Annotated in this window: 19 protein-coding genes; 14 read left to right on the top strand and 5 right to left on the bottom strand. The window is 47.1% G+C overall.

The window, feature by feature from the left end; all coding sequences use genetic code 11:
* The first annotated feature begins 14 nt into the window (after nt 1–14).
* Both uvrA and panB read left to right on the top strand, forming a co-directional pair.
* A complete protein-coding gene (gene uvrA, locus A7D23_RS02790; RefSeq protein WP_019224962.1) occupies nt 15–2,837 on the top strand; it encodes an excinuclease ABC subunit UvrA in 2,823 nt (940 codons plus the stop codon).
* A gap of 208 nt (nt 2,838–3,045) precedes the next feature.
* Nucleotides 3,046–3,888, top strand: a complete 843-nt coding sequence (gene panB / locus A7D23_RS02785) for a 3-methyl-2-oxobutanoate hydroxymethyltransferase (protein WP_015044879.1) — start codon at nt 3,046–3,048, stop codon at nt 3,886–3,888.
* 90 nt (nt 3,889–3,978) lie between these two features.
* Here panB and A7D23_RS02780 read toward each other — a convergent pair whose 3' ends face one another.
* From A7D23_RS02780 to A7D23_RS02760, 5 genes are all read right to left on the bottom strand, one after another.
* Nucleotides 3,979–5,124: an ABC transporter permease gene (locus A7D23_RS02780; protein ID WP_019224961.1), complete on the bottom strand. Its 1,146-nt coding sequence runs from the start codon at nt 5,122–5,124 to the stop codon at nt 3,979–3,981.
* Nucleotides 5,125–6,249 carry an ABC transporter permease gene (locus A7D23_RS02775; protein ID WP_019224960.1) on the bottom strand — a complete coding sequence of 375 codons (1,125 nt, stop codon included), beginning with the start codon at nt 6,247–6,249 and terminating at the stop codon, nt 5,125–5,127.
* Between the two features lie 9 nt (nt 6,250–6,258).
* A complete protein-coding gene (locus A7D23_RS02770) occupies nt 6,259–7,197 on the bottom strand; it encodes an ABC transporter ATP-binding protein (protein WP_019224959.1) in 939 nt (312 codons plus the stop codon).
* Between the two features lie 240 nt (nt 7,198–7,437).
* Nucleotides 7,438–8,070 carry a response regulator transcription factor gene (locus tag A7D23_RS02765; protein ID WP_019224958.1) on the bottom strand — a complete coding sequence of 211 codons (633 nt, stop codon included), beginning with the start codon at nt 8,068–8,070 and terminating at the stop codon, nt 7,438–7,440.
* A complete protein-coding gene (locus tag A7D23_RS02760; protein ID WP_019224957.1) occupies nt 8,060–9,181 on the bottom strand; it encodes a sensor histidine kinase in 1,122 nt (373 codons plus the stop codon). The genes A7D23_RS02765 and A7D23_RS02760 overlap by 11 nt, the downstream gene beginning before the upstream one ends.
* Nucleotides 9,182–9,479: 298 nt before the next feature.
* Between A7D23_RS02760 and A7D23_RS02755 the strand changes: the two genes are divergently transcribed.
* The 12 genes from A7D23_RS02755 (at nt 9,480) to gpmI (ending at nt 25,355) form a co-directional block, all read left to right on the top strand.
* Nucleotides 9,480–10,277, top strand: a complete 798-nt coding sequence (locus A7D23_RS02755; RefSeq protein WP_019224956.1) for a Cof-type HAD-IIB family hydrolase — start codon at nt 9,480–9,482, stop codon at nt 10,275–10,277.
* A 56-nt stretch (nt 10,278–10,333) separates the two neighbouring features.
* Entirely contained in the window at nt 10,334–12,208 is a 1,875-nt protein-coding gene (locus tag A7D23_RS02750; protein ID WP_019224955.1) for a B12-binding domain-containing radical SAM protein, read from the top strand.
* Nucleotides 12,209–12,445: 237 nt separating this feature from the next.
* The gene (locus A7D23_RS02745; protein WP_019224954.1) at nt 12,446–13,627 is read left to right on the top strand and encodes an ABC transporter substrate-binding protein; all 1,182 of its coding nucleotides are present in this window, start codon (nt 12,446–12,448) and stop codon (nt 13,625–13,627) included.
* A 35-nt stretch (nt 13,628–13,662) separates the two neighbouring features.
* A complete protein-coding gene (gene rapZ, locus A7D23_RS02740) occupies nt 13,663–14,532 on the top strand; it encodes an RNase adapter RapZ (protein WP_019224953.1) in 870 nt (289 codons plus the stop codon).
* A gap of 15 nt (nt 14,533–14,547) precedes the next feature.
* On the top strand, nt 14,548–15,912 hold the full coding sequence (locus A7D23_RS02735; RefSeq protein ID WP_019224952.1) for a gluconeogenesis factor YvcK family protein: 1,365 nt from the start codon (nt 14,548–14,550) through the stop codon (nt 15,910–15,912).
* 56 nt (nt 15,913–15,968) lie between these two features.
* Nucleotides 15,969–16,934 (top strand): DNA-binding protein WhiA, encoded by a 966-nt coding sequence (gene whiA / locus A7D23_RS02730; protein ID WP_019224951.1) that lies wholly within the window; start codon nt 15,969–15,971, stop codon nt 16,932–16,934.
* 5 nt (nt 16,935–16,939) lie between these two features.
* Entirely contained in the window at nt 16,940–18,532 is a 1,593-nt protein-coding gene (locus A7D23_RS02725) for a Na/Pi cotransporter family protein (RefSeq protein ID WP_019224950.1), read from the top strand.
* 101 nt (nt 18,533–18,633) lie between these two features.
* Nucleotides 18,634–19,965 (top strand): Trk system potassium transporter TrkA, encoded by a 1,332-nt coding sequence (trkA, locus tag A7D23_RS02720; RefSeq protein WP_019224949.1) that lies wholly within the window; start codon nt 18,634–18,636, stop codon nt 19,963–19,965.
* A gap of 15 nt (nt 19,966–19,980) precedes the next feature.
* The gene (locus tag A7D23_RS02715) at nt 19,981–21,435 is read left to right on the top strand and encodes a TrkH family potassium uptake protein (RefSeq protein ID WP_019224948.1); all 1,455 of its coding nucleotides are present in this window, start codon (nt 19,981–19,983) and stop codon (nt 21,433–21,435) included.
* Nucleotides 21,436–21,708: 273 nt separating this feature from the next.
* Complete coding sequence (locus A7D23_RS02710; protein WP_019224946.1) at nt 21,709–22,902, top strand: phosphoglycerate kinase; 1,194 nt, start codon at nt 21,709–21,711, stop codon at nt 22,900–22,902.
* A 132-nt stretch (nt 22,903–23,034) separates the two neighbouring features.
* Nucleotides 23,035–23,799 carry a triose-phosphate isomerase gene (gene tpiA / locus A7D23_RS02705; protein WP_019224945.1) on the top strand — a complete coding sequence of 255 codons (765 nt, stop codon included), beginning with the start codon at nt 23,035–23,037 and terminating at the stop codon, nt 23,797–23,799.
* A gap of 5 nt (nt 23,800–23,804) precedes the next feature.
* The gene (gene gpmI, locus A7D23_RS02700; RefSeq protein WP_019224944.1) at nt 23,805–25,355 is read left to right on the top strand and encodes a 2,3-bisphosphoglycerate-independent phosphoglycerate mutase; all 1,551 of its coding nucleotides are present in this window, start codon (nt 23,805–23,807) and stop codon (nt 25,353–25,355) included.
* Nucleotide 25,356: the final 1 nt, after the last annotated feature.

Here is a 25,356-nt window from a genome sequence, read left to right as displayed (position 1 = left end):
TATGGAGGAAATGTATGACCCAGGATTATATCAAGGTACGGGGCGCCCGTGTCCATAACCTCAAAAACATTGATGTCGATATTCCGCGGGATAAGCTCGTTGTTATTACCGGCCTGTCCGGTTCAGGAAAATCATCTCTAGCTTTTGACACCATTTACGCTGAAGGCCAAAGACGCTATGTTGAGTCCCTCTCAGCTTATGCCCGCCAGTTCCTGGGGCAGATGGACAAACCGGATGTCGATTATATTGAAGGGCTATCACCCGCAATCTCCATTGATCAGAAGACGACAAATCGCAATCCACGATCAACCGTAGGAACGGTAACGGAAATCTATGATTATCTCAGACTGCTTTATGCAAGGGTCGGTCATCCGCATTGTCCGAACTGCGGCAAGGAGATCAGCCAGCAGACCGTCCAGCAGATGGTGGATCAATTACTGACCTATCCGGAGAAAACCCGTTTACAGATTCTAGCACCGGTGATCAAAGGAAAAAAAGGAGAGCACGTCCGGACACTCGAACAGGTCAGAAAAAGCGGCTACGTCCGGGTGAGGGTGGATGGAGAAGTCAGAGATCTCAGTGAGGAAATACTTCTTGAAAAAAACAAAAAACACTCCATTGATGTGGTTGTCGACAGAATTTCCCTGAAGCCCGACAGCACCGCTCGGCTCGCCGACTCAATCGAGACTGCGCTGAAGCTCGCCGAAGGCACGGTCCTGGTCGACATCGCGGGTCAGGAAGAGATTCTATTCAGCGAAAATTTTGCGTGCCCGGACTGCGGAATTGCAATCGACGAGATTGCTCCAAGACTGTTTTCCTTCAACAGCCCATTCGGGGCCTGTCCGTCGTGTACCGGACTCGGGGCGAATCTGGAAGCAGATATCGATCTGATTATCTCCGACCGCGGCAAGTCGATCAATGAAGGTGCAATCGTGCCGTGGGCGAAATCGAATTTGAGCTATTATCCTGCCTTGCTGCAGGGGCTGGCCGAAAAATTCGGGTTCAGTCTGGACTGCCCGGTGAAAAATCTGACACCGGAGCAGTGGCAGGTCCTGGTCTATGGCTCTGATTCACCGATTAAATTCAGTTACTACAATATCTTTGATGAATTAAAATATTGGAAAGCGCCTTTTGAAGGACTGGTGCCGTATTTTAACCGCCGATATAAGGAATCGACCTCGGACTATGTCCGGAATGAAATAGAAGGTCTGATGACAGAGAGACCGTGCCCGGTCTGTCAGGGCAAGAGGCTGAAACCCGAAGCGCTGGCTGTGAAGATTAATCGTTTATCCATCTATGAGCTGACCCGGCTTACCGTGATGGAGTCCCTGGACTTTTTTAAAAAGATGGTTCTAAGTGAAAAGGAACAGATGATTGCGCGTCAGGTTTTGAAAGAAATCAAAGAAAGGCTTGGTTTTCTTGTTAATGTCGGGCTGGACTACCTGACTCTGGATCGTGCCGCCGGGACACTTTCAGGCGGGGAGGCCCAGCGGATCCGTCTGGCCACGCAGATTGGCTCGAGTCTCACCGGCGTGCTTTATGTGCTGGATGAGCCAAGCATCGGTCTGCACCAGCGCGATAACGCTAAACTGCTGGACACGTTGAAAAAACTGCGGGACTTGGGGAACACGCTTTTGGTCGTGGAACATGATGAGGATACTCTTTTGGAGGCCGACCATATCATTGATATCGGCCCTGGCGCCGGAACCCATGGCGGGCATATTGTGGCGCAGGGAGATCTGGAAGCGATCAAGGCGTGTGAAGCTTCGATTACCGGGCAGTATCAGACCGGTCGTAAAAAGATTGAAGTCCCTGCTCAACGTCGCCAGCCGAACGGAAAATGGCTTGAAGTAGTCGGCGCAGCCCAGAACAACCTGAAACAGCTCCATGCCAAATTCCCTTTGGGTGTGATGACTTGTGTAACAGGAGTGTCCGGATCGGGCAAAAGCACGCTGGTCAACGAAATATTATTTAAAGGGCTTCAGATGGAACTCAAAATCAGCAGTAAAGTCCGTCCCGGGGTTTACCGGGAGCTCAAAGGACTGGAGTATGTCGACAAGGTTATCGACATTGATCAGTCTCCGATCGGGCGTACACCGCGATCCAATCCAGCCACGTACACCGGGCTATTTGATTTTATCCGGGACCTTTTTTCCCAGACGCCGGAAGCGAAAATCAGAGGCTATAAACAAGGCCGGTTCAGCTTCAATGTCAAAGGCGGACGCTGTGAGGCATGCCGGGGAGACGGAATCATAAAAATTGAAATGCATTTTCTTCCGGATGTCTATGTCCCGTGTGAGGTATGCCGCGGGCAGCGTTACAACCGTGAGACCCTGGAGGTAAGCTTTAAAGGAAAAAATATTGCGGAGATCCTCAACATGACGGTTGCTGAAGCGGTTGAATTTTTCGCGGCTGTACCTCGGATTGCTCGGAAACTGCAGACCCTGCAGGATGTTGGCTTAGGCTACATCAAGCTTGGGCAGCCGGCTACGACCCTTTCCGGGGGAGAGGCCCAGCGCGTTAAGTTGGCTACGGAGCTCAGCCGCCGCAGTACGGGGAAAACGCTGTATATTTTGGATGAACCGACGACCGGTTTGCACGTCGCCGATGTGGATAAGCTGTTAAAGGTCTTACAGCGCCTTGTTGAGGCGGGCGATTCCGTTCTGATCATTGAGCACAATCTGGACGTGATTAAAACCGCCGATTATATCATCGACCTCGGTCCAGAAGGCGGCAGCCGGGGAGGCGAGATTGTCGCAGTCGGTACACCAGAGGAAATCGCCGCGGTTCCCGCCTCGTATACTGGACAGTTTTTAGGAAAACATTTGGGAATTTAGGACAATGGGTTAAATTCATTAATTTTTACAAGCTGGCGTCGTTTTATACGGTGTCAGCTTTTCTGATTTTTCGACAATGTCATTAATTGGTGTACTCCCCTTGTGGAAAAGTGTCGGCAGGGGGTAGACAATTGAAGGCAGATGGTATATATTATATTGTAAATAATTTTAAGGAATCGTTCCTATATTTTTGGAGGGAAAGAGAAAAATGCGATCGAAAGTCAACATCAATGCGTTGCAGAACAAAGTGAATTTAAGTGAAAAAATTACCATGCTCACGTGTTATGACTATCCAATGGCCCTTCTCGAAGAGAAGGCTGGTATCGATATTATACTTGTCGGAGATTCTATGGCAATGACCGTTCTGGGAGAAGAGACAACCCTGGGCATGGACCTGGATACCATGGTCACACATGCCAAGGCAGTCCGTAAAGGTGCACCTACGGCGTACTTAGTCGGCGATATGCCTTATATGACCTATCAGATCAGCAAAAAAGAAGCCATTCGCAATGCAAGCCGTTTTATGGCAGAGGCTGGCTGCGATGCTGTCAAGCTGGAAGGCGGATCCAATATGGCGGATACCGTCGAAGCTATGGTCAAAGCGACCATTCCTGTCATGGGACATCTTGGCTTAACTCCGCAATCGATGGCTCAATTAGGTGGATTCAAATCCCAGGGACGCGATTGTGCAGGCGCCTTAAAGATTATTGAAGATGCCAGAATTCTTGAGGAAGCCGGTATTAGCCTGTTGCTGCTGGAAGCTATTCCGCCTGAAGTCGGCAAGATTGTTACTGAAAGAGCAAATATCCCGGTTATTGGAATCGGAGCAGGTCCATATGTTCATGGACAGCTGATGATTGTCCACGATGCGCTGGGTTTCTTTGACGCTTTCACCCCCAAATTTGTCAAGAAGTATGTGAATCTGAATTCGATCATTTTGGATGCTTTGGAAAGCTACAAGAATGATGTAGTTGGGGAACAGTACCCGGAAGACGGACATAATTATAACTTTATGAATGGGGAATTGGAAAAGCTTCTCAGGCAAGCATAAAAATCATACAGGAATATGAAGGTTTAATATTAGATACTGCTGACCGTTGTTGGCAGTATTTTTGTTTCTTATTCAGTACAAACAAATGAATTACACGAATTTCTGGATATTGTTTTCCCGGGCGAACCGGTACACTGCAATTAGGAAGAAAGCCACGGCAAAAGCAATCAAGATAGCAATATTCATCAGGATTTCTGACAGACTGCTGCCGGACTGCATTTTTCGAATCGCATCCAAAGCCCACCATTGCGGCATAAAATGGGCGATTTTCTGCATGGTTTCGGGCATCAGGCTAACCGGCCAGAAACATCCTCCCAGCATGCAGGTCGGTGTCAGGATAAGCGTAGAAAGCGTGCCTGCCATGTAGGACGAACTGGAAAACGCTGTTGTAATAAGTCCAATCCCGATCGAAACAAGGCCGAACAGCAGAAGGATAAAGAACAGAAGGATTGCAGGCACATAGGTTTCAATACGGAACAGATATTGTAAAGCCACGATGATAAAGAGTGTTTGAACGGTAACGATGATCAGGCTGCTTAGCGCATTTGCACTGAGATATTCCTTTGGCGATACGGGACTCGCACAAATTCTGTGATAGGTCCTGGTTTTTTTTTCATTCAGGATAGCATGGGATGTCAAGCCTGCTCCGAGCATAACAAACATCAGCAGGAAGCCGAAGCTTGTCAGGGTAATATCCTTGCTGACACTTTCGTCCTGCAGTTCGACAGCAGATACCTGGAGCGGATGGCTGCTGTATTCCTGAAACAGTCCCCGGAAAGCTGTCTCGTCCCCGCCGGCAGCGGCAGCCAGATCTTTCAGATTCCGGGTCTGCAGATTGAAAAACTGCTCCAGCCAGGCCGTTGTATCCTGTCCCTTTAACGAGATGATTTTGATTGCTGCCGGAGAGCTGGCAACAATACTTTTTTCATATCCACCGGGGATGATGACAGCTGCCTCCAGGGTTTGATCCAGAAGGTTGTTTTTTATTTCTGTTTCTTGGAGGGGAGTAAGCGTATAGTTTCCCGCTTTAGCAGTTTCCTGGACAAGGTAGGCGGAAAGGGCAGTTTGGTCTTTGTCAATCAGCCCGATTTGGACGGGTTCTGACTTGGCCCCGCTGTAGATCGCCAGTGCAAAGACAATACCGAGCAGTGGAAGAAGCAGATAGACAATATAATTCCCCTTTTTTCTAAAGGTGACCTTTAAGGTGTTCTGGACTAAAAATAGAATGTTTTTCATTCAGACCGCCTCCTTTCTGGACAGGAATGCTGAGACCATTAGAAATGTCGCGGCGACAGCCAGATTGATCAGAATAGCAGGAAGCATGATCGTATAGTCCTGATCATAGATCAATCTGAAAATTGCCTCATTTGTCCACTTAAGCGGAGATAGCGCAGTGATGGCAGTGAGTGGACCATTCAGCGAGGATAACGGGACATACCCGCCGCCGAGGAAAGCAATAATTGGGATCAAAACATTTAGACAAGCGGCACCTGTACCGTCATTGCGAATCAGGTAAGCAATTCCTGTGCCTAGACTGATTGCCAGAACAGCTTCAGAGAAAATGATCAGCAGGACCGATAGCAGATCTGATCCCCAGTACACTTTAAAGAAAAGCGAGCTGAACAGAAGAACGACCGCTGCCTGCACGATGGTTACCAGGAGGCCGCCGAGCGTTTTGCCTGTGAGTAGTTCAATTTTGGTGACAGGACTGCAAAGTATCCTGTTTCCGGTTTTAAAATTCTGTTCATTTTTAACAGACCAGAATCCGGTCAGCGAAGCGTACAGTAAAAAAAGTGTCAGCATGGTTACCGCGTAGTAATCCAGTGAACCGGGTTCTCTTTTTTTGTCTATGGATTCGGACTGAACATAATCTTCTTCAGGACTAGCCATAATGCCCGCTAATGCGGAAGGATTTATTTGGGCAATCAGCTTAACGGCATCGTATCTGGCGGCAAACACTTTAACGGATGATTCAACAAGATTGGCCTCAAAGTTAAAACGCGCATTTTTATAGACGCGAATTTCCGGAGGGGCGCTCGTCAGCAAAATAAAACAGGAATACTGGTCATTTTTAATACTGCTTAGACCTTCCTCTGGGTCTGTCGTTTCGGTAAAAGTAATTCCCAGCTGTTTCTGCAGCTCATCCTGAAAGGAATGAAAACTTTCGGTAAGTGCCGGATCTCCTTGAACAGAATAAAGGACACGTATATCGTCCAATACAATATCATTGGAAAATACACCGGAAAAGGCCGTACCCAGAATGACAATCAAGACAATCGGGAAAAGGACCATCATAATATTCGCTTTGAAATCCCGAATGTTCTGTTTGAATTCCTTTAAAATAATATGGATAATTCTCATGGTAGCCACCTAATCCCTTAGACTGCGGCCGGTCAGCGACAGAAATACAGTTTCCAGGTCCGGTGTTCTGCTCTCAACACTTTTGATTGAGAACTTGTTTTCGGTAAAGTAACAGATAATTTTATCAAGGTTGTGGACTTCTTTGGCAGTGCTTATTTTTAGCGTATTTTCTTCAATGTCCATCTGAAGAACCCCGGGTATTTCCCTGATCTTGTCTTCGACAGCTTTCGTGATCGAGTCGTTAACGGTAATCCAGACAATATTGGAGTCGGTTAACAGCGCTTTCAACTCTTCTTTGCTGCCCAGGGCGATCACTTTGCCGTGATCCATGATCGCGATTCGGGAACAGATTTCTTCGACTTCTTCCATGTAATGACTGGTATAAATGATTGTACAGCCCATCTGATTTAATTTCTTAACAGATTGCAGGATATGATTCCGGGATTGAGGATCGATACCTACGGTAGGCTCATCCATGATAATCAATTTCGGTTTGTGGGTAATCGCACAGGCGATATTCAGCCGTCTTTTCATGCCCCCGGAAAAGCTTTTTGGATAACTGTTTGCTTTATCGCTTAATCCGGTAAATTCAAGCGCCTCAGCCGCTGCTTTATTCAGCTCATCCCCTCGCAGACCGTAAAGTCCCGCAAAAAATTTGACATTTTCCAGCGTGGTCAGATCTTCATAAATGGCAATATCCTGGGGAACTATGCCTGTATTTTTCTTCGAAAAGGCTTTGTTTCTTTTCGTATCTTTATTCAGTATAGAGATACTCCCTTTATCGATGGATAATAAGCCAATAATCATGTTAATAGCGGTGCTCTTACCTGCACCGTTCGGTCCTAAAAGTCCAAATATTTCTCCCTTCGCAATGCTGATATTCATGTTATCTACAGCAATGACATCACCGAATTTTTTCGTAACATTTTCCATCACCAGGATGCTCATAATGAATCGCCCCTTTCATTTTCCTACCCATCCCTCTGATTCATCAAAGAAAACTTGGCTGGCGCCAAGTTTTCTGGCGGCAGCCTTAGCTGCACTTAGATATATAAGAAAGTAACGTATACTTTCTTATATACTAATAAAAAAAGGAACCTTTCGTTAGTAGAAAAGGTCACCAGTTTGTATGACAAAAGTCATTTGTTTATGATGATTGAGTTGCATTCTTTTTGTTATGTAACGTTTTTATGATTTGGAACCGGTCAGGTAATAAATCGCAATTTGGGTTCGGTGTTCAAGTCCCGTTTTATTCAGGATGGAAGTGATATAATTTTTAACTGTGCCTTCCGAGACATAGAGCTTCTTTGCTATTTCGCGATTAGCCAGACCTTTGGAAATAAGTTTGATGATATCCATTTCCCTGTCAGAAAAAAGATCTTCGGCAATTTTGACTTTGGGATTCGTGACCAGCTCCTCCCGAATTTTTTTCATCACACTGTCCTGCATCACAATGCCGCCCTCATATACCATTTTTATCGCGTCCATGATCCGGTCAGGGGAACTGTTCTTCAGCAAATACCCTCTTGAGCCGTTTTTTACGGCCGTCAGAATAAAATCATCGTCGTCAAATGTGGTCAGGATCAGTGGCTTGACGGTCGTTTTTTCAGATATTTCTCTGGAAGCCTGCAGGCCGTCCATGACAGGCATCCTGACATCAAGCAGCGCGATATCGACTTTCTGGGATTCGCAGTATTGGATGGCCTGCAGGCCATTTTCCACACAGGCGGTTACTTCAAAACGTTCGTCGTTTTGAAGTATGATTTTAAGCCCTTCCCGGATCAGGATATCGTCATCGGTAATAAGTACTTTAATCGGCATTTTCTGCTCCTTTCACAGGCAGTAAGGTAATGACGGAAAAACCGTCTGAACTGTCCAGAATAAGTTTACCCCCGCAGCTTTCCGTTCTTTCTTCCATCCCTTCCAGCCCCAATCCCTTCTTAATCGATATGGCACCGACTCCATTATCTTTTATTTCGACCTTAATAAGTTTATTCATTATTTCAAGTTTTATTTTCACTTCTCCGGCGGATGAATATTTCAATGTATTTGTCAGTGCTTCCCGGACATTCTCCAGAATGATTCTCCATTGTGAATGGGTAATGCAGTTCAGATCACCCTGGTAGTTCAAATGTGTTTTCATTTGGCTGTTAAATGAATGTTCATCCAGAATCGCTTTCAAACGATTAATGCCAAGCTGCTCAGGAGCTGGTTTGATAGTTCTGAGTGTAGAACGGATATCCTCCATGCCTTCTTTCAGAACATGGATAACATTGATAATAATCTCCTTTGATCTGCTTTGGTCCCGATCAATCACCAGGCGGGCGGCTTCAAGCTGGATCAGGCTTCCGGCAAGGACATGCCCAATTTTATCGTGAATATTTTGCGCAAGCGTATTTCTTTCTTCCAGTTGGCTTAAATACTTGACCTGGTTTTCATATTCGGTACCGGAGTGCAAACGACCGTAAAGAGAATGGTTCTTTTCTCTTAAGAAATCGTTGTCCGCGGCCAGGCGGGCAATGCGCATCGAAGATTTTAGGGACAGTTCATAAATCATGGCACTCAAAAGACTGATCAGCAGATATTCCGGGATAATATTCCCCGCAAGCAAGAAAAGAGGAAGAGCTGTAGAGATCAGGGCATATAATGGATTCTTCCCGAACTGGTGAAACAATTCCAACAAGTTTAACGGCAAAAGAAAAACAAAGAGATTAGAGGCATAGAAAGCAGAGAGAATCAGAAAAACACATATCAAAACCATCCATGTTTTTTTTACGGATTCCCTGGAGGAAATAATATGAAACATGCTCATAATGATATAGATAAGTAGAAGTAACAGCACCAGGGGCAAATTGGTCATCCCAGTCAGTACATAGCAAAAAATACTATATAGAATGATCACTAATTTCGTGCCCAAAAGCCAGCTGGTCATCAGATTACCTCGTTCATCCTATTTCACATATCAGATTTCGGTGAAAAAACCTAGGTGCTTTTTGATATATCTATGGGCAACTAAGGCCTACGCCTGTGCCAAAAGGCTTGCCGTAAGCCAAATTCTCTATATAATCCTACTATAGTTTTTCTACCGGGACCATGTCAACCCTAATTCTGGTATGTTATACGTATACGTCTGACTACCTTGCCTAAAAATCGAAAAGGCTACGGCCCTCAAGTTCTATGGTATAATAGTATCGATTTGTTCGTGTAATCTACCAAAGGAGTGAAATAGATTGATCCGACTTGTTGCCATAGATTTGGATGAAACACTGCTTAACGATGCGTGGCAAATTTCTGAAGGGAATATCAAGGCCATCCGCCGCGCAGTGGCCAAAGGCGTAATGGTTACGCTTGCTACAGGAAGGATGGCTGTATCTGCCAGAAAATACGCCAGCCAGCTGGGTCTGGATGTTCCGATTATTACATGCAACGGAGCCTTGATCGAGCACTCCCTGAGCAGGGAAATCATCTGCCATAAAGTGATTCCGTCAGGATTAGCTATGAAGATTATTCAGCATCTCCAGTCGAAAGAAGTCTACACACAGGTGTTTATCAAAGATGAAGTCTTTACAAATAAATGGAATCAATATTCCAAAGCCTATGAGGAAATGACCGGAATAAAGGTCCAGGAAACGGATGTGCTGCAAATTTTGCACACTGAGCCGGAAGGTGCTGAAAAAATATTGTGCATTTCCGGGGAGGATTATCTCCAGACTGCTACGGCAGAACTGCGGCAGATCTATGCCGACAGGCTTCATTTTACGCGTTCCAAGCCAATTTTTCTGGATATGATCGATAAAGAGGTCAACAAAGGCAGCGCGCTTAGGGCGTTAGCCGCGAATTTCGGCATCTTGCCGGAAGAAATTATCGCGATTGGGGATAATTTCAATGACCGGGAAATGCTGATGTTTGCCGGTATCGGTGTGGCTATGGGCAATGCCCATCAGGAACTTAAAGAAATTGCGGATTATATTACAGCTTCAAATAAAGAAGACGGAGTAGCCAAAGTTTTCGAGAAATTTGTTCTGTAAGGTCCATCATAAATCAAAAAAAATCCAGCCTAAGAATTCAGGTAAGGAGTTTTAATGTGAAGATCCTGCTCGTTGGCATAAATACCCGGTATGTACATACAAATCTGGCCATTCGCGGTCTGCGTGAAGTCCTGAAGACACAGGGAAACACTGAATGGGAAATCTGTATCCGCGAATTTTCGATTAATGAGCATCTGGACAAAATTGCCGGAGAAATATTTGAAGAGAAACCGGATGTCCTTGGTTTCTCCTGCTATATCTGGAACATTGTCTCCGTTAAGGCCCTGGTACGCAGGTTGAGGCCTGTCTTGCCCGATACCTTCATTCTGGCTGGGGGGCCGGAAGTATCTTTTGACTGTGATCGTCTTATGAATGAGGTCCCCCAGCTCGATGCGGTCGTTGCCGGGGAAGCCGAACGGGTTCTGCCTGTGCTGCTTAAAGGTTGGTCCGAAGGCAGCCTTCCCCGGGATGTCGCCGGTGTTGTCTGGCGACTGCGGAGAGAGGCCGGCGGTCCCCAGGGCCTGAACAGCATGACTGCCTCGGATGGTTTCCAGGGAATGACCAGCACGGATGCATGTGGCATGGTAGTGACGAATGCAGCGACACCGGATACCGTGGATCTGAATTTTCTGCCAAACCCCTACGCGGTGCAAGAGGATTTTCGCGGGAAACTGGTTTATGTCGAGACAAGCAGGGGCTGTCCGTATAACTGTGAATTTTGTATTTCGTCCACTTTCAAGGGTGTCCGGTTTTTGCAGCCGGAGCGTTTTCGTCCTATTTTGCGGCAGCTTTTTGCGAACGGGGCACGGACGATTAAATTTGTGGACAGAACATTCAACGCATCCAAAACACACGGGTTTCAAGTTCTTGACCTATTTAAAGAGGAAGCTGAACGGGAGTACGAGAAAACAGGACCGGAGGGCACATATGGATTGTCTGGGGACATTCCACGGGCTCATTGCGAGATAGCCGGAGATTTGCTGGATCAGGACTGGCTGCAGTACTTGCAGAACTATCCGACAGGAATGATTCAATTAGAGATAGGAGTCCAGTCCACCCATCCACCTGCTTTGAAAGCGATCCGCCGATCCCAGAATTTTGCGGACTGGAAAGATAAGGTTCGTTATTTGCAGCACGATTGCGGGATACCGGTTCATTTGGATCTTATTGCAGGCTTGCCCCATGAGGGGTGGGCAGAATTCCGCAAGTCATTTGATGAAGTTTTTAATCTCAGACCGAATCATTTGCAGCTTGGTTTTCTGAAGGTATTGAAGGGTTCGGGAATCCGCAGGCAATGCACCCAATACGGGCTGAAATACTGCCCGGATCCGCCCTATACGGTCTTGAAAACACGGGAGTTGAGCCACGAACAGGTTTTGGACCTGGCCCGAATAGAAGAAACTCTGGAAAGGTACTATAATTCTGGAAGGTTTAAGTTTTCACTCGAAGTTGTTCTTGCTGACCGGCAAAGCCCGTTTGATTTTTTTGATGCTCTGGCCAGATACTGGCACGGTAAGGGCTGGTTCCAAAGAGAATGGAGTTCCAGGTCACTCTTCGAGAATATCTGGGAATTTCTGATGGAACAGCCGGACGGCCGGACCGCACTGAATCGGAAACTTTGGCGCGAAGCACTGCGTTTTGATTATTTTGTCGCTGAACGTCCCGGGCAAATCCCTGATTTTCTACAGAGAGCAGAAGAGACTGTCCAGGATAAAAGTTGGAAAGAAGAGATAAGGAAGGACCCGATTTGGCAGAACCGGATTCCTGAGTCTGAGGGCATGGATAAAAGGCAATGGATCAGAGCTACGGCTATCGAATATTTTGAGCGGGATATTCCAACAGGGACTACAGAACATTCCCCGGGAAAAGGCGGCTGGTATTTGTTCTACTACGGTCGAAAGCCGACCCAGTATTTTAAAGTTGAAAGTTGAAGCTCCTAAAAGCATATAGAAAATCAATTGACAAAAACAGTCTCAGAAAGTAGTATTTGTAACTTTCCAGCGGACGGATTAGAATAAGGGGAGAAGAAACGAATATTTGCTCGGGTTAGTCTCCGTAATGGATGCGCAACAGCCGAGAAACGGTATTATGGCCTTTAGACTTACCCTAATGGTTTTTGAATATTTTAGTAATATTGTATCAGGTATGTGGAGAGGAAATCGCTCTGAATGGAAAAAAGGCTGGAAGCACTTCTGTGTATTATGATAATTATATTGAGCTTAACGGCTTTAACAGCTTGTTCCAAGGGACCCTCTCCGGGGGAACCCGGCGGAGACGCCCCTGCGGTAATCTCTGTCTGGTATTCGTTGGACGGCAAAGAAGAACAGGCTTTACTTGCGCAGTTTGCCAGAATCAATAAGGAATATCCCGAAGTATCGGTTAAAGGTGAAAAAATTGCTGAGGCAGATATTGTCCAGCAGGTCTGGAACTACCAAGCCGGAGCAGAGGGGCCGGAAATTGTGATTGCTAGAAGACAGATCCTCGATGCGCTCTATAAAAAAGGGGCGGTCTCACCTGTTCTGGCGGATATCGACTCAGCCTATCCGGCGGCGAGAGCGGTTTTTACGTATAATAAACAAGCATTTGCAGCACCCTGGCTTACGGATGTGCCACTGCTCTACTACCGCAAAGATAAAGTACTGGTGCCCCCGGCAAGTCTGGCGGAAATCTGGGAGAAACATTCCGTCATCGCAGTTCCGGGTCTGAATGCGTCGCTGCTCAGTCCGTGGTGGAGGGCTGAGGGAGGAACGTTAAGTGCCAACGGTGTTCCAGCCCTGGATTCGCAGAAGAATCGGGCTTTTATCAACAATTTTGCAGCGCTTCGTCAGCAAAATCAAGTGCTTTTGGACAGTGCGGCCTTAGCCCGGTTTGCCGGGGGTGAGACCGGTTACCTGCTGACCTGGGCCAGTGACAGTACCAGACTGACGAACATAGGTGGAAACTGGGACTGTCTGTCCTTCTATTCTTTACTGGGAGCCAAGGGACAGGTTTTGCTGGAGCATACGATCGGAATCGCTAATTCATCCATAAAGACCATTCCTGTCATGGAAAGCGCCATTCGGCTGGTTGAAGAAGAACTGCTGAAGCCGGCGGCGGAAGAGGCGATGTTTCAAGCCGGCGGCAGGCTGCCTGTTAACAGTGCGTATTACGAATCGGCGACGAAGCGTTTTCAGTCAGAGGTTGCTTTGTCTTTGCAGTCTGCCTGGTATTTGGAGGGTTCAGTGAACGACTGGACGTATTTGGACCTCCTAAATTCCAGCTGGCAGAATATTGCAGGAGGGGCCAATATGGAAAGTGAACTCGCTCGTATTCAGCAGGATGCGTCGGATATTGGCAAGCAAACGAAATAATCAGGAAAGGAACAATTCAGGTGGGGGAAAAGGCTATGAAAAGTGAAGCATTGAAACTGGTGATTATTACCGGTTTGTCCGGGGCTGGAAAAACGCAAGCCCTGCAAAGTATGGAAGACCTTGGATTTTTTTGCGTTGACAATCTTCCGCCGAGCCTTATTGAAAAGTTCGTTGACTTGTGTGCCCAATCCCAAGGAAAAATAGACAAAGCTGCCATTGTCTGTGACTTACGCGGCGGAGATTTCTTTTCTTCTTTAAACCAGGCGCTCGAGGATCTGCAGGAGGCGGGATATCAATACGAAATTTTATTCCTAGAGGCTTCGGACGATGTTCTGGTCAACCGTTATAAAGAATCAAGAAGAAGGCATCCCGTATCTCCGAAGGGAAATGTGCTGGAAGGCATTCACAAAGAGCGGCAATATCTTGCCGATTTACGCGGGGATGCAAGCAAGATCATTGACAGTTCAGACCTGACAACCGTACAGATGAAGGAAAAAATCAGGAATCTGTTTGGAAAGGAATACGATCCGGCCAGGATGTCCGTATCGGTTGTTTCTTTTGGGTTTAAATTTGGGATACCGCTGGATGCCGATACAATTATCGATGTCCGTTTTCTGCCTAATCCGTATTATTTAAAGGAACTTAAACCGCTGAACGGCAAAGATAAAGAGGTCAGGGATTATGTTTTGCTGAATCCTACCACGGCTGATTTTATCGGCAGGTTTTTTCATATGCTGGAATTTATTTTGCCGTTATATCTCAAGGAAGGCAAGAGTCACCTGGTCATCGGCATAGGATGTACAGGGGGGCAGCACCGTTCCGTGGCAATTGCCGAGAAAACAGCGGAGTTCCTGCAGATGAACAATTACTCCTGTGTTATAAACCACAGAGATATCAAAGGATAGGAATGGTTTGACGAGATGGAACTTCCGAAAAAATATTTGGAAATGTGCAAATGGTTCTATCCAAATTTAGGTGTAAAAAGATATTTTCTGTTGGCAATCCTCGGTTTATTTCTTGTCGCCGGCGGACTTTCGGTCATCAGCTCCGGGGAAACCCTCGGATTTATTGAAGTGCAGTTTCGGGAGATCATCTATCAGCTGGCCGGCAAAGATACCGTAATGGTGGGTCCGGCGGGGGTCGTTACCTGCCTGGCAGGTATGGCTATCGTTTTTATTGCGTTTAAAAAAATGATCAGCTCGATCATTTCCGTGCTGATTCCGGAAAATGAAGATAGAATTCTCGATGTGATTTATTCCCGCCGTCAATTGAAGCGAGGACCTAAAATTGTTGTTATCGGTGGAGGTACCGGGCTGTCGGCGTTGCTGAAAGGGCTAAAAGAATATACCAGCAATCTGACGGCTATCGTTACCGTTGGGGATGATGGCGGAAGCTCGGGGCGTCTGCGTCGAGAGCTTGGGATTCTGCCGCCCGGGGATATCCGTAACTGTCTGGTTGCTCTGGCTGAAAAAGAAGATATCATGGAAGAACTTTTTTCCTATCGCTTTGATACCGGGACGCTGGCCGGGCACAGCCTCGGGAATTTGTTTCTTGCAGGTCTGGCCGGAAGATTCGGTGATTTTCAGAAAGGCATCGAGCAAATTGGCAAAGTATTCGCCTTGCGCGGGGAAGTATATCCGTCAACGCTTTCTCAAATCACCCTGAATGCTTATTTTGAAGACGGTAGATTCATTAACGGCGAGACAGCCATCCGGACGACACCTGGCAAGATCAAAGTTCTCAATATTATGCCCCAGGACTGTCGGCCCTTGCCCGGAGCTTTAGCGGCGCTTGAAGATGCCGACCTGATTGTTCTTGGGCCGGGGAGTCTTTATACCAGTATCATTCCGAATCTATTGGTGAAAGGGCTTCGCGACAAGATTGCTTCGGCCAAGGCTCCGTGCATTTATGTCTGCAACATTATGACGGAACCTGGAGAGACTGACCATTATGCGGTCGCCGACCATTTGAAGGTGATTATCGAGCATGTTGGGAAGGATCTGGTTGATGCGGTGCTGGCTGCCAGAGAAAATATATCTCAGCAAGTCAGGGAACGCTATCAGGCAGAAGGAGCTGAGGTTGTGGACGGTGATGCCGCTGAGGTCGAAAAACTGGGTGTTCGTTACTTTGAAGGCAGTTTTTACACCGGCGGGGAAGTTGTCCGGCATAATCCGGATAAGCTGGCTAAAGAAATTTTGCGTCTGTTATTCCGTCTCAAGCCCGTGAATGAGAGAGTCGCCATGGTTGATTCGTATCTGCTAAATCGGAAAATTAAGTCGATATAAATATAAGCCGCTGTTGATGAAAAAGGATATTATTTTGAAGGGCCGGAGTTGATGGTATGTCGTTTAGTGCCATAACCAAAGAGGAACTAGCCAGACTGGAGTTGCAGAAGGATTGTTGTGAGCTGGCTGAGCTGGCTTCGCTTATCCGCATGGATGGAACACTGCAGATCAGCGCGAATCAGAAATATTCCCTGAACGTGATCACTGAAAGCGCTCCTGTGGCGCGAAAAATATATAACCTGGCCAAAGAATCGCTGCATCTGCCAGCCGATATTGTGGTCAGGCGGAAATTAAGACTGAAGAAAAACAATTCTTACCTGGTGAAGATTTACCCCAGAGAGATGAGTGATCTGCAAAGACTCGGATTGTTTAATGAAGAGGGAGAAATCCAGGCCGGAATTGATAAGAAACTTATTGCCAAAAAATGTGACCAGAAGGCTTACCTCCGCGGGGCATTTCTGGCCGGAGGCTCGATCAGTAACCCTGAGGGGAATTATCATATGGAGATTATCACGAATGATCCGGTTCTGGCAGGAGACCTGAGCGAACTTTTGAACAAATTTGATCTAAAGGCGAAGGTCAGTACCCGTAAGAATTTCCATGTGGTTTATTTAAAGGAGAGCGAACATATCGTCGAGTTTCTTGCGCTGATTGGTGCCCACCAGGCGTTATTTGAGTTTGAAAATATCCGGATCATCAAAGAAATGCGCAACCAAGTTAACCGGATCGTTAATTGTGAGACTGCCAATCTGAATAAGACGGTGGACGCCGCAGTACGTCAGTTAGAAAACATTCGGCTGATTGAAAGGACCATCGGACTCAAAGCCCTGCCGGAAAATCTGCAGGAGATTGCTTGCCTGCGTCTGGAATTTCCGGATTATACCTTGAAAGAACTGGGCGAAATTCTGACCCCGAAAGTCGGTAAATCGGGCGTCAATCACAGACTGCGCAAGATTGAAGAGATTGCCGAAAAGATTCAGACGGATAAGAACAAACCAAAGCCTGGCAAAGGAAAGAGTTAAAGCAAATGTTTTCGATCACGATGGTAATGCAATTTCTAGGCGGACTGGGACTGTTCCTGTACGGGGTTAATGTTACTTCGGAAGGGCTGCAGAAAATTGCCGCGAAAAAGTTGAAAAACATCCTGGCCTCTTTAACTAGAAAGCCTTGGGCAGCGACCCTATTCGGAATTGTGATGACAGTCGCGCTGCAAAGCAGTACCGCGACAACGGTCATGATCGTCGAATTTGTCAATTCAGGCCTGATGACGCTGACCCAGGCGCTTGGTGTTGTTCTGGGGTCAGCGGTCGGGACCTCGATCGTCATTCAATTAATCTCTTTCCCAATCCTGGATTTTGCACTTTTGCTGCTTTTTATCGGATTTATCATGTTTTTTCTTGTCAGAACCATGCTGGCCAAAAGCATCGGACAAGCGCTGATCGGTTTTGGCTGTATTTTTGTTGGCATGTCTTTGCTTTCTGGAGCATTTTCACCGTTGAAAAGCTCGCCTGATGTCGATGCGTTCCTCTCCCAGTTCGGGACAAACCCGATTCTCGGTATAGCCATAAGTATGGTTGTGACAGCATTACTGCAGAGCAGTGCTGCGTTTCTGGCAATTCTTATTTCCCTCTCCACACACGGACTGCTGTCTGTGGAATCGGTCATCCCGCTGGTCATGGGGGCTCACATCGGGGGGACGCTGACGACTTTGTTTTCCTCTCTCAGCGCTGAACGGGCCGATGCGGTTAGGGTAGCCGCAGCCAACACGCTTTATCGTCTTGCTGCAGCGTTAATCTTACTGCCGTTTTTTCCGTACTTTACTCGGTTTATCGAATGGAGTGCTGCGGACCTGCCCCGGCAGGTAGCGAATACGCATCTTTTTTCGGCAGTCTTAATGGTGATTCTATTTCTGCCTTTAAACAAAATCTTAAGCAAATGTCTGATTAAGCTGATCCCGCAGCGAAGGGACGAAGGCAAAAAACCAAGGCTTATTTATATTACCAAGGCAGCTCCTGAACTGCCGGCTGTTGCCTTGACCCAGGCAAGACAGGAAATCCGCTGGGTGGCGAATAAGATCCTTGAGAATATGGTTCAAATACTGCCGCGTATCATCTTTTACGGGGATACAAAAATACTTCAGGAGCTGGAACGGACGGAGCGGGAAGTAGACTGGCACTATCAGGAACTGTCGAAATTCTTTACGGAATTATTCCGTCGGAATATGACCCGGGAACAAATTGTCGAGAGCCACAGCTACCAGTTGATCATTAAAGAACTTGAATATATTGCCGACAGCCTGATTGTGATGGCCAGGCTGGGGACCAGGATTCATGCTGCCCAGATAATGGCTGAAGAGACTGATCAGGAAAAGGCCGGAGAATTATACATCGCTGTATCCAGCAATTTTTTAACCCTGCTGCGCTATTTGGAAAGAGGTGATCAGGCTCTTGCTTTGCTGATCATCGAAGCCCATCAGGGTATTATCGAAATCTATAATCAAGTTCAGAACAGCCTGACTTGCCGGATCTCCAAAGATGATCAAGGTATGCAGGAATTGAACAGCTGGCTGTATAAAATTGGGGAGCATATTGTCCGGATCGCCAAGATATTGCAGGATTAGATGCAAATTAATTTCACAAATTATGAGAAAACACTGTTGAAAATCTTTGGTTTGTGCTATATTGTAGCTCTAAAACAGTAATAGGAACCGGAGGGGTTAACGTGCGGGTAGTCATTGTGGGAGCTGGAAAGGTTGGTTTTAGTCTGGCGCAGTACCTCGTTGATGAAGACCATGATGTCATTGTTATTGAGGAAGATGAAACACGCCGGAATATTATCCAGAACAGCCTTGACGTCATGACTATTCAAGGGAATGGAGCGAGCCCCAGGGTCTTGATGAACGCGGATGTCCGGTCGGCAGACTTGATGATTGCTGTCACCGACAGTGATGAAGTGAACATGGTGGCGTGTATGGCAGCGAAACAGGCTGGAATACATCAAACAATCGCCCGAATCCGCAATAGCGAATATATTGGTAAAGAGGAAGCCGAATTCCATCGTTCTTTGGGGATCGATCTGACGATTAACCCTGAACATGTTACCGCGGTTGAAATAAGCAGGATCTTATTCATTCCGGCAGCACTGGAGGTCGAGGACTTTGCCGATGGTAAAGTCAGGTTGTTGGAAGTAAGGATCCGGCCAGAATCACCGCATACAAATATCCCGATTTCCGAACTGGATCTTCCGAAAGATATTTTGATTGTTGGTATCCTGCGTAAAAACAGGATGATTATACCGAACGGCGCGGAGATGCTGAAGCCAAGCGACAATGTTTTTCTTGTCGGCGATCCGCAAGCTTTAAATGAGATCCAGGATGAGTTTACCGAAAAGATGGTCCCGGTCAAGAAAGTCATGCTCATTGGAGCCGGCCGAATTGGCCGCAATCTGGCCGTTCTGCTCGAAAAGGCAGGTATGATCGTCAAGGTGATCGACAAGAATCCGGAACGGTGTCAGGCTTTGGCCAAAAGCCTCAAAAAGGGAACTGTGTACTGCGGAGAGGGAACCGATGTCGATCTGCTGATGGAAGAAGGGGTCGGAGATGCCGATGCCGTAGTCTGTCTGACAGATGACGATAAGCTGAATCTGCTTCTGGCCCTGATGGCCAAAGATCTGGGCGCCCAGAAAACAATTTGCCGGGTAGGAAGAACGGAGTATATTCCCCTGATGGAAAAGGTAGGCGTGGATTCTGTCTTATCGCCAAGATTGATCACAGCCGGTTTTATTCTGAGCCAGGTCCGCAGGGGTAAATTTATTTCCGTGGCTCTGCTGGAAGGCGCCAAAGCGCAGGCTATGGAAATCGGCATATCTCCGACGTCCAAAGTTGCCGGCAAGAAGCTGAAAGAGGTCAGGTTTCCCTACAATTGTCTGGTTGGAGCAGTCCTGCATCAAGGTCGGGTTTACGTGCCAAACGGTGAATCTGTTCTGATGCCCGGTGACCAGGTGATAATCTTTGCACTGCCTGATACGATCATTAAGGTCAATAAATTCTTTTAACGGAGAATCAGGATCATGAATTTTACGCTGCTGGAAAATATCTTGGGAAGGTTCTTGATTGCCTACAGTTTTGCCATGGTTATTCCGATTGCTGTTGCGCTGTTCTTTCAAGAGAAGGTCGGCTGGGCTTTTCTAATTTCTTTTTGCATTACCGTCATTGTCGGAACAGTTATGCGCTTCCATGGAAAAGTTGAAGGCAAAATTAGCGTGCGGGAAGGCTTTGCAGTTGTCGGGGGAGCCTGGATTTTTGCGTCGCTGTTTGGGGCGCTGCCTTTTATTATTTCCGGCGTCGTTCCAACCTATATTGATGCGTTATTCGAAGTGGTTTCCGGCCTGACAACGACGGGATCAAGCGTATTGAGTAATCTGGAGGTTCTGCCCAGGAGTATTCTTTTCTGGCGCAGCCTGACCCACTGGATGGGCGGGATGGGGATCATCGTGATGTTTATTGTACTCCTCCCGAACCTTGGCATTGGGGCAGTCCACATCTTTAACTCCGAAGTCCCTGGACCGATTTCCGAGAAGATTGTTCCGAGAATCAAAGATACTGCGCTGATTCTCTGGGGGATCTACGCAGGGCTTACAGTGGCGACGATTGTGCTGCTGTTGTTCGCGGGGATGTCCCTTTTTGATGCGGTGAACCATGCCTTTGCCACTGTGGCGACAGGTGGCTTCTCCACGCGCTCGGCAAGTATTGCTGCCTACAATTCTTTCCCTATTGAGCTTGTTGTGACCATTTTCATGTTTATCGCAGGTTCAAACTTCAGTCTTTTCGTCCAGGCTTGGCGGAAACGTTCTTTGCGTCCGCTCAAAGATACGGAATTGAAATATTATTTTTTAATAGTTGTTGTGTCTACGCTCATTATCACCGGTTCACTTGTCATCCAGCAGGGCTGGGGATCACTTGCTGCTCTGAGACATTCCGTCTTTCAAGTGGTAACGCTGATGACGACTACCGGATTTGCATCTACTGATTTTGACCAGTGGTCGGGGCTGGCGAAATTGATTTTATTTTTTTTAATGTTCATCGGCGCGAGTGCCGGATCCACTGCCGGTGGTTTAAAAGTGTCCAGAGTGATCTTATTGGTCAAAATGGGTCTGGCTCAGCTCAGACAAGCGATCCATCCACGCCTGGTAATCAATATTGTTGTTCAGGATAAAGTAATTGACACGACAGTGCTGAGTAATGTGGGACGGTTTTTCTTCGTTTACTTCCTGACATTTGCTATCGGGTCTATTCTTTTGGCCGGTACAGGTCTGGAGCCTTTTGATGCGATGTCGGCAGTTATTGCGAATCTCAGCAACGTTGGACCAGGGTTTGGCGCCGTCGGACCGATGTTTACCTATGCACCGATCGAACCTTTCGGGAAAATTGTTTTGACAGCGTGTATGCTGCTGGGCAGGCTGGAACTCTTTACCCTGCTGGTCTTTCTAACGCCGGAGTTTTGGAAATCGAAAAAAAGCTGGTAAGCTTATCTCAAAAAACTGGCTACGGCCAGTTTTTTTGATGGTGGCCTAATGCCGAACGAAGATTCTGTGAATATGAATTGCCTAATGAAAAAAACATGCGCAAACAAACAAAAACATGTTAAAATAAAACATAAAAACAAACAAATATGTTCATTTGAACAGAAGGAATCCGGGAAATGATATTCTGAGCATACGACCGAATAAGAAAATAAGGGAAAAGGGAAACTAAACCTGTTCTCCAAACATATGAAAGAAAAAGAGGGAGATATAACGATGAATAAAATCGGAATCGATGAAATAGACGTAAAGGGAAAGCGTGTTTTCGTACGCGTGGATTTTAATGTGCCGATGGACGATCAGCAAAATATTACGGATGATACCAGAATCAGGGCTGCACTTCCGACGATTCGTTATCTGAAAGAAAACGGTGCTAAAGTCATTTTGGCTTCCCACCTCGGAAGACCCAAAGGCAAAGTCAATCCCAAATATTCACTGGCACCTGCAGCAGCCCATTTAAGCATTCTGTTGGACACCGAAGTGAAGCTCGCTCCTGATTGTATCGGGCCCAAGGTTGCAGCGCTGGTTGAATATATGGAAGATGGGCAGGTTTTGCTTCTGGAAAATGTCAGATTTCATGAGGAAGAGGAAAAGAATGACCCTGATTTTGCACGCAGCCTGGCCGGCTTAGCCGATATCTACGTGAATGACGCGTTTGGAGCGGCGCACCGGGCACATGCCTCAACTGAAGGGATAGCCCAACATATACCTGCTTATGCCGGATTCTTGATGAAAAAAGAAGTGGACATCCTTGGCCAGGTGCTCGGTCAGCCAACCAGAGCATTTGCTGCGATTATTGGTGGAGCGAAGGTCAGTGATAAAATCGGTGTCATAGAAAATCTGCTGAAAAAGGTGGATGTTCTGATCATCGGAGGCGGGATGGCCAATACGTTCCTGAAGGCCCAGGGGCTGGAAGTCGGGAAATCACTGATTGAAGAGGACAAGGTGGAACTGGCCGCCGAACTTCTCCGGCAGGCCGAAAGTACCGGCGTAAAATTAATGCTCCCGCAGGATGTAGTCGTTACGCTGGAGTTCAAAGCGGACGCCCCGTTCAGAGTTACAGAGGTCTCCAACATTCTTCCGGAAGAAATGGCTTTGGATATTGGCCCGGCAAGTGCTGAATTATTTGCAGAGGCGATTTTGCCTGCGAAGACTGTCATATGGAACGGCCCGATGGGCGTATTTGAAATGGAAAACTTTGCGCGGGGCACGGAACAAATCGCGCTGGCGCTGGCTGGATGCCAGGGAACAACGATTGTCGGAGGTGGGGACTCTGTTGCTGCTGTGGAAAAAGTAGGTGTGGCAGAAAAAATGACGCATATTTCTACCGGAGGGGGCGCTTCGCTCGAATTCCTGGAAGGAAAGATTCTGCCGGGTGTAGCAGTACTAAAAGAAAAAACTGAAAACTGAAATTGACTCAATTTCAGGTATTAGCGGAATTTAAAGAATCAGTCTACGAGATATGAATATCACAAAATAAGATATAAAAATATCAGGCATAGGAATATATTACAGATAAAAAAGCTATGGGAGGGGTCTCTGATGACAAGAAAGCCGATCATTGCAGGTAATTGGAAGATGTATAAGACGGTGCAGGAAGCCAAAGATTTTGCCGCGGGACTGTTGGAAAGTTTGGAGAAACTGGAAAATGGAACAAACGCGGAAATGGTAATTTGTGCGCCGTTTACTGCGCTGGCAGCCTTAAAGGATGAACTTGAAGAGAGCATCATCCATATTGGCGCCCAAAATATGTATTATGAGACACAGGGTGCGTATACCGGGGAGATATCGCCACTTATGCTGACAGAGCTAGCCTGTACCTATGTGATTATCGGCCACTCGGAACGCAGGGAATATTTTAAAGAAGATGACGCGCTTATAGCAAAAAAAGTCAAGACCGCACTGGACTTTGGACTGACGCCAATTCTGTGTGTTGGTGAAAACCTGGCTTTGAGAGAAGCAGGTCAGGCCCTAGTCTTTGTACAAGGGCAGGTTGAGAATGCCCTCAGGGAGTTGAGTCCCGAAGAAATCAGAAAGATTGTTGTTGCATATGAACCCATTTGGGCTATCGGAACAGGCAGGACAGCATCTCCGCAGGATGCCCAGGAAATGTGTGCCGCAATCCGTGCCACCCTGGCGAGGCTCGCCGCTGAAGCCGCTCAGGAAATACGAATTTTATACGGTGGAAGTGTCAAGGCTTCCAATATCGCCGAACTGATGGATCAGCCGGATATTGATGGCGCGCTGGTCGGTGGAGCAAGTCTGGACTTCCTTGGATTTACTGAACTGATTGGCAGCGTGAGGTGATTTTGATGTCCGAGGCAACAGGGAGGCCGCTCCTGCTGATGATCCTGGACGGTTGGGGCTGTAGCAAAGAAAAGAATGGAAATGCAACGCTGCTTGCAAAGATCCCGAATTTTTCCCGTTTGCAGGAAAGTTATCCACATACGCTGCTTAACGCTTCGGGTGCTGCAGTGGGATTGCCGGAAGGACAAATGGGCAATTCGGAGGTCGGCCACTTAAACATTGGCGCCGGCCGGGTCGTCTATCAGGAACTGACACGGATCTTCAAGGCAATGGACGAAGGAGACCTTGTCAAGAATGAAGTGCTGCACGAAGCAATGACCCGAGCCAGGGATTCCGGAAAAGCTTTTCACTTGCTGGGGCTGCTTTCGGACGGTGGTGTCCATTCCCATATCCGTCATTTGTTTGCATTACTGGACATGGCGGTTGAGGCCGGTGTAGAGAAGCTTTATATTCATCCGGTTCTTGACGGCAGAGATGTTCTTCCCCAAAGCGCCAAGGAATTTATCCGGCAGCTGGAAAATAAACTGAAACAGCTTGGCAGAGGAAAAATTGCTACAGTTAGTGGGCGTTATTATGTGATGGACAGGGATAAGCGCTGGGACAGAGTCGAGAAAGCATATAAAGCCCTTGTAGCCGGAGAGGGGCCGATGGCCTGTAATGCTCTGGCAGCTGTAGAGAATGCTTATGACAAAAAGATTGTCGATGAGTTTGTTGACCCGACCGTAATCACGGATGAATCAGGCCGTCCAGTGGCGGTAATTGAAGACGACGACAGTGTGCTTTTCTTTAATTTTCGGGCAGACCGGGCCAGAGAAATTACCCGGGCGTTTATTGAAGAAAATTTTGAAGGTTTTATACGGACAAACCGTCCCCGGGTGCATTATGTCTGCCTTACCGAGTACGATGCCAGCTTTGACTGTCCGGTGGTTTTTCCGCCGCAAAACCTCGAAAATACACTTGGCGAGGCTCTGGCAGCCAAAGGTCTAAGGCAGCTTCGCATCGCTGAAACAGAAAAATATGCGCATGTAACATTCTTTTTCAATGGTGGGATAGAGGAACCTGAAGATGGAGAAGACCGCTGTCTGATTCCGTCACCGGGAGTGCCTACCTACAACCTGCAGCCGGAAATGAGCGCCTATGGCATCACCGAGGCCCTGCTTAGCAAAGTGCGGGACGATCAATATGATGTAATTGTTTTAAATTTTGCTAACGCCGATATGGTCGGGCATACCGGATATCTTCTAGCGGCAGTCAAGGCCTTGGAAGCTGTCGATGTTTGTATCGGGAAGATCGTTGATGCAGTTCAGGCCAAAGGCGGGACTGTGTTAATTACTTCGGACCATGGAAATGCCGAGTGCATGATTGATCAGGAAACAAATTCACCGTTTACAGCGCATACGACCAATAAGGTACCGTTCATTCTGGTGAATGATACGTATAAAGACCGCACCCTCCGGGAGGGAGGAAGTCTCTGCGATATTGCACCGACGATGCTGAAGTTGCTGAAGCTTGATATTCCGGCGGAAATGACTGGTAAATCCTTGCTTTTATACTAGT

It is taken from the genome of Dehalobacter sp. TeCB1 (assembly GCF_001707455.1).
Taxonomy (GTDB): domain Bacteria; phylum Bacillota; class Desulfitobacteriia; order Desulfitobacteriales; family Syntrophobotulaceae; genus Dehalobacter; species Dehalobacter restrictus.
The sequence above is the reverse complement of the archived record's forward strand: the minus strand, read 5'-3'. Positions and strand labels throughout refer to the sequence as shown.

Coding starts and splice junctions, on each gene's coding strand:
- uvrA (WP_019224962.1), top strand. CDS start 15: ATGACCCAGGATTATATCAAGGTACGGGGCGCCCGTGTCCATAACCTC.
- panB (WP_015044879.1), top strand. CDS start 3,046: ATGCGATCGAAAGTCAACATCAATGCGTTGCAGAACAAAGTGAATTTA.
- A7D23_RS02780 (WP_019224961.1), bottom strand. CDS start 5,124: ATGAAAAACATTCTATTTTTAGTCCAGAACACCTTAAAGGTCACCTTT.
- A7D23_RS02775 (WP_019224960.1), bottom strand. CDS start 6,249: ATGAGAATTATCCATATTATTTTAAAGGAATTCAAACAGAACATTCGG.
- A7D23_RS02770 (WP_019224959.1), bottom strand. CDS start 7,197: ATGAGCATCCTGGTGATGGAAAATGTTACGAAAAAATTCGGTGATGTC.
- A7D23_RS02765 (WP_019224958.1), bottom strand. CDS start 8,070: ATGCCGATTAAAGTACTTATTACCGATGACGATATCCTGATCCGGGAA.
- A7D23_RS02760 (WP_019224957.1), bottom strand. CDS start 9,181: ATGACCAGCTGGCTTTTGGGCACGAAATTAGTGATCATTCTATATAGT.
- A7D23_RS02745 (WP_019224954.1), top strand. CDS start 12,446: ATGGAAAAAAGGCTGGAAGCACTTCTGTGTATTATGATAATTATATTG.
- rapZ (WP_019224953.1), top strand. CDS start 13,663: ATGAAAAGTGAAGCATTGAAACTGGTGATTATTACCGGTTTGTCCGGG.
- A7D23_RS02735 (WP_019224952.1), top strand. CDS start 14,548: ATGGAACTTCCGAAAAAATATTTGGAAATGTGCAAATGGTTCTATCCA.
- whiA (WP_019224951.1), top strand. CDS start 15,969: ATGTCGTTTAGTGCCATAACCAAAGAGGAACTAGCCAGACTGGAGTTG.
- A7D23_RS02725 (WP_019224950.1), top strand. CDS start 16,940: ATGTTTTCGATCACGATGGTAATGCAATTTCTAGGCGGACTGGGACTG.
- A7D23_RS02715 (WP_019224948.1), top strand. CDS start 19,981: ATGAATTTTACGCTGCTGGAAAATATCTTGGGAAGGTTCTTGATTGCC.
- A7D23_RS02710 (WP_019224946.1), top strand. CDS start 21,709: ATGAATAAAATCGGAATCGATGAAATAGACGTAAAGGGAAAGCGTGTT.
- tpiA (WP_019224945.1), top strand. CDS start 23,035: ATGACAAGAAAGCCGATCATTGCAGGTAATTGGAAGATGTATAAGACG.
- gpmI (WP_019224944.1), top strand. CDS start 23,805: ATGTCCGAGGCAACAGGGAGGCCGCTCCTGCTGATGATCCTGGACGGT.